Source organism: Spiroplasma sp. hy2, assembly GCF_044714365.1.
Lineage (GTDB): Bacteria > Bacillota_I > Bacilli_A > Mycoplasmatales > Mycoplasmataceae > Spiroplasma > Spiroplasma phoeniceum.
This window is the reverse complement of record NZ_RXFZ02000062.1, coordinates 1-5,496: the sequence shown is the minus strand read 5'-3', so window position 1 is coordinate 5,496 and position 5,496 is coordinate 1. Positions and strand designations below refer to the sequence as shown.

Genomic DNA, 5,496 nt, shown 5'->3' with positions numbered 1-5,496 from the left:
TAAAATTTTTAAATAAAAGACATAATTAATTAAAATTATAATTTGCTATTAGTATCTTTTTAAAAATATTTACAATTATTTTAATAGGTTATGCAAGAAGTCTATTATCTTTTCCATACTTAGAGTTACTAAGGACCACAAAATAAAATAATGTTTCTTTTCAATAAAAAATTAACCTCTTTCTGAGTTGATTTGTTGCATTTCACTTACACGGTGCCTTTAAAAAATCATTTTTCAAAGGTTCATTATTTTGTGTGATATCTTGATTATTACTTTTGATTTTTTTTATTTTGTTCACTAACTTCAAATGTTTTCTCATCATCAGAATCATCAGTTGTTGGATTAAAAAAATGTTTATTTAAATTATTAATTATTTTCATCTTATTATTCTACTTTCTTATTTGTAAATAACTGCTTACAATAATTTTTTAGTTGATGAATAAGCCTTAAGAAAATTATAACACCTTTTCAATTGCTGCTAATAAATATTTTTTTAATTTTGTTTGTGTTTCATATGTATTTTGTAAAGTATTTGTAAAATTTTGTGCGAAAATTGGGGCATGATTATCAATTCCACTTTTGTAAGCATATTGTAATATTTTTACTATCTTATCAAACAAAGTATCTTTGCGATGATCATCAGTTGTATTATGTAAAAAATCAACTAAATCTTGTTTAACTCATTTTGTTGTTTCAATCCCTGTTCAACTTGGATGGTCAAGAGAAGTTTGGTCAGTATTAATTCAACAATTACTTGTTTGTTTTGTCTCATCTCATATATTATTTTGTGCATCATACCCACATTGTGCTGAATAAATATTTTTTAATGCATCAAAAGTTGAAGTGGCAATTTGTTTTAAAGCACTAGTCACAACATAATTTTCGCCATAAATTTTAGATTGTTCGGTATCAACACCAACTATCTTAGCATTGACTTTAATTTGATTAATTGTATCTTGAACTTGTGCACCAGCAACCGGAAAAATAATACGAGCGCCACGAGCTAATAATTCATCACTAATAATTTTTCCATCACCAGCTTGAAATGATTGTGAAAATCATGATTCATTCTGTTTTAAAACATTTTGCACTTTAACAATTGATTGTAAAGTTGTTATTTCTGGATTAATATTTTGGACTTGGTTTAATATATCATGTTTTATATTATTTCATTTACTATTTACTGAAGAATTAATAATAGTATTAAATAAATCAATTCCAACTAAAAAACCTCATATATAATTTGAAACAGCAACTGGATTATCCATCCCACCATAACTACCAACTTTTAAGTGTCCATTATATTCGTTTTGGTGCGCATTTAAATAAATGCTTGTTGCTAAACTCGCATAAAAACCAGAAGCTTCAGCTTGATAAGTAATTCCAATAATATTTTTTGCTAATGGTGTCTTCTGGTCAATATTAAGATGAATGTTCTGACTACTTCCATCAATATAAATAATATTATCAACTAAACCCGCTGCTCAACCAATGGTATTACCATGGTTGAAACCAGGTAAAACTAGTGTTTTTGCTCCTGCAATTGAAGATGTAATATAAGCATTTTTATAATCACCAGGCGTTTGACTAACTGATTCAAAGTAACTTGCTCGTCAGTTTGAACTTTTTCAATTTTGTGGTGGAACAATTTGATTTTTTTGTGCAAAAACATATTTACTTGCTCCCTCTCATGCGGATTGATTAAAAGCAAGATCATTTACAGTTCCCCCATCAGTAATAACCCAAATACTATTATCAAAATTATACTTCTTTACACAAGCAAAAACACTGCTCACTGAAGTACCAATGATACTTATCATCATCAAACTTTGTAAAATTCGTTTCATATTTTTTGCTCCTTTTTTACTTAATGTTTGTAAAAACAAAAAGATCAACCTGGTTTTTCATTAAAATGAGTGGTTAATGTTTAAAAAGCAAAAGCATTAACCTATAGCGTCTTTTTCCAATGGTAAGACATAGAAACACTAGACCATATTACTAGTATATACAGGTATATCATTTATTTTTATACTTATATCATAACTTCTTTTTTATCAAAAAGCAATTAAAATAAAAAAACAACCCGGGTGAGATTGTTTTTTAGGGTATCCATGAAGTATAAGATAATATAATACAAAGTATGGTCATATTGATAGGGCTAAACTTGTGCTGTTTATTATTAATTTAATAAAAGTACAATTCTTATACTTCCCTAGACATTTATTATTATATAGTTCAAAAAATAAAATTCAATAAGATTTAAATAACTTTTTAGATTTTTTTAAATTTGTTGTACTTTATTCTACAATTTACATTTTAGAACAAAATTGAAATAAAATTAAAACAAAACAGCGTAAATAATGAAAAACTAATTTTAGTCTTGTATTTCTTTGCATTTAGTCGTATGATTATTTTGAAATTATTTTAAAGGATTTAGGTAACAATTTTGTAATAAATTAAAGTACTGGGTTGTTTATTAGTGGAATTTTAATCCCCTACTGGTGTTTAGAATTTCCCCCACCATTTACAATAACATACCAAAAAGATTAAAAAGATAAGGACGTGCAAAAAATGAATAAACGAAATAATACACGAAAAGTAATGGTTGGTAATGTTCAAATTGGCGGACAAAATAAAGTTGTTATTCAATCAATGACTAACACAAAAACACACGATGTTGAAGCTACTTTAACGCAAATCAAGCAACTATATCAAGAAGGTTGTGAAATTGTTCGAATTGCTGTTTTAGGAAAAGATGATGCTGCTGTTTTAAAAACAATTGTTGAACGTTCTCCTTGTCCATTAGTTGCAGACATCCATTTTAATTATGAATTTGCTTTAATTGCTGCTGATGCTGGTATTAGTAAAATTAGAATTAACCCAGGAAACATTGGGAGTATTGAAAATACAAAAAAAGTTGTCGAAAAATGTCTTGAAAAAAAGATTCCAATCCGAATTGGGGTTAATTCTGGTAGTTTGCCATTAGATCTTGTCAATAAATATGGTTGAACTCCTAAAGCAATGATTGAAAGTGCTCGTCGTCATATTGAAATTTTAGAACATCTTGGTTTTTATGATATTATTTTATCTTTAAAAGCAACCGAACCATTAATGGCAATTGAAGCTTATACCTTAGCTAGTCAAGAATGAAATTATCCCCTTCATCTAGGGATTACTGAAGCTGGTAGTCATAATACCGGAACAATTAAATCATGTAGTGGTTTGTCACCGCTTCTTTTTAATGGTATTGGTGATACGATCCGAATTAGTTTATCAACTGATCCAATAGCGGAGGTGGAAGTTGCTAAACGAATGTTAAATTCATTAGGACTTTATGATAACATTGTTGATGTAATTGCTTGCCCAACATGTGGTCGTTTAGAATATGACCTTTTCCCCGTTGTAAAAGAATTAGAAGAATATACAAAAGATTTAAAAATTCCATTAAAAATTGCCATTTTAGGTTGTGTTGTTAATGGTCCAGGAGAAGCTAAACAAGCTGATTTAGGAATTGCTGGTGGTAAAAATGGTGGAATTATTTTTAAAAAAGGTAAAATTTATAAATCATGTAAACAAGAAGATCTTGTTCCAGAATTAAAACTATTAATTGATGAATATTATCAAGAATGACAACAAAAAAAAAAAAAAAAACATTCAACAATAATAAAACCTTTTATGATAAAATAAAAATTGGAAAGAAAATAGAGGTAAATGATATGAATATGTGTTGTCCCGCAAAAAATCATGATTGTTTTTCGTGTCGTACTTGTAGTAAACCAAAAGTTGGTTGTCGTTCTTGCTTAATTTGTATTTCTTGTACAGATTGTGTTAATAAAAAATGTGAGTGTTGTAAAAATAAACGTTAAAAAACTAGGTAATTACCTAGTTTTTTTAATTCGAAATTAAGTGACTATATGGAAACTCATTTAGCAAAAAATCAAACCAGCCTGGATTTGGATTGATATAGGGATAAATTCGTTCAAATTGCTCCAATGCACTATCAAAGTCATCATGATTAATGTATCCTTTTGCTACTAAATTCATAAAAACAATTGATGCACTACGGTTAATTCCTCAAACACAATGAACATAAATTTTTTTATTTTTAATATTATTATCAATAATCTTTAATGCTTGAATTACAATATTACGATCTAATTCTTGTAATGTTGGATAATCCTTAAAATTAAAATAAACATGTTTGTCATCAATTCAAAGATATTCTTGATTATCATTTTTAATATTATATTTTTGAATTTGTTCGCGATAAATTTCTTCAGCACAACTAATTACTAACGCAGCATCTTGTGGAACACTATGACGATCACCAAGATACAAATTATCGATAATTTTCTTTGCGGACATTTTTATTCTCCTAAATCTATTTTTATTTTACCATTTTGTTGAAATGGGTCAGTAAAATGTTTTGCCTTAATCATCGCAATTTCATCCTTATAAGGAGCAAATGCATGATTCTTTTCTCCTACATATGGTGTCTCTAAAATCTTAATCATCCCATCTAATTTAGGATGATAAATTATTTTTAAAAGAGTTTCAAATCCCAAGTAACCATAACCAATGTTTTCGTGCCGATCTTTATGGGCATTTAAAGGATTTTTACTGTCATTAATATGTAAACATAATAACCGGTTTAAACCAATTAATTGCTCAAATTCTATAATAATATCATCTAATGCTTCTGTCAAGCGATAACCAGCATCATGCATATGACAAGTATCTCAACAGATTCCTAATTTATCATTTAATTTAACATTATCAATAATATATTTTAGTTGTGTAAAATTTGTTCCTAATTCGCTTCCTTTACCAGTCATTGTTTCTAAAGCAATTTTTGCTTTTTGATTAGGTGTTAAAACTAAATTTAATCCTTCAATAATGCGATCTAATCCAACTTGTTCTGGTGCACCAACTGCGCTTCCAGGATGTAAAACAATTGTTTTAATTCCAATTTCATCAGCACGAGTAATTTCTTTTTTTAAAAACTCAACAGCTATTTCAAAAGTACTAGGATTAGTTGTGTTTGCTAAATTAATAATATAAGGAGCATGAATAATAATATTATTGATATCAAAATGATGTTCTTTTAATTGTTGATAAAATTCTGGAATAAAAAATTGCTCCGTACTAACGCGAATAGTATTTTGGGGTGGTCCTGTATAAATCATCATTGCATTAGCATTATTATTTAAACTTTCATTTAAAGCACCAAGCAAATAATTTTGCTGCTTGTTCATACTAACATGACTTCCTATAATTAAATTATAATCTTTCATTTTAAGGTCTCCTTTTTTTCTAATTAATTTTATAATATCATATATAAGATAAGAAAAATAACTTATTTATGAAAGGATCAAAATGATTAACGAAAAAAACAATAGACTTCTTGCATAACCTATTAAAATAATTGTAAATATTTTTAAAAAGATACTAATAGCAAATTATAATTTTAATTAATTATGTCTTTTATTTAAATAT

4 protein-coding genes and 1 riboswitch are annotated in these 5,496 nt (G+C 27.4%); of the genes, 1 reads left to right on the top strand and 3 read right to left on the bottom strand.

The features are described from left to right. Window positions 1-455: 455 nt before the first annotated feature. Window positions 456-1,847, bottom strand: a complete 1,392-nt coding sequence (locus EHV01_RS02915) for a BMP family ABC transporter substrate-binding protein (RefSeq protein WP_422066127.1) — start codon at window positions 1,845-1,847, stop codon at window positions 456-458. A gap of 84 nt (window positions 1,848-1,931) precedes the next feature. Beyond that, window positions 1,932-2,031, bottom strand: a riboswitch (purine riboswitch). Between the two features lie 540 nt (window positions 2,032-2,571). Between EHV01_RS02915 and ispG the strand changes: the two genes are divergently transcribed. Further along, window positions 2,572-3,687, top strand: coding sequence for a flavodoxin-dependent (E)-4-hydroxy-3-methylbut-2-enyl-diphosphate synthase (ispG, locus tag EHV01_RS02910; RefSeq protein WP_422066126.1), 1,116 nt, complete (start codon window positions 2,572-2,574; stop codon window positions 3,685-3,687). A gap of 204 nt (window positions 3,688-3,891) precedes the next feature. Here the strand turns inward: ispG and EHV01_RS02905 are convergent, their stop codons facing one another. Beyond that, window positions 3,892-4,365 (bottom strand): dual specificity protein phosphatase family protein, encoded by a 474-nt coding sequence (locus EHV01_RS02905; RefSeq protein WP_400249101.1) that lies wholly within the window; start codon window positions 4,363-4,365, stop codon window positions 3,892-3,894. Window positions 4,366-4,367: 2 nt separating this feature from the next. After that, window positions 4,368-5,294: a deoxyribonuclease IV gene (locus EHV01_RS02900; RefSeq protein WP_422066125.1), complete on the bottom strand. Its 927-nt coding sequence runs from the start codon at window positions 5,292-5,294 to the stop codon at window positions 4,368-4,370. Window positions 5,295-5,496 lie beyond the last annotated feature (202 nt).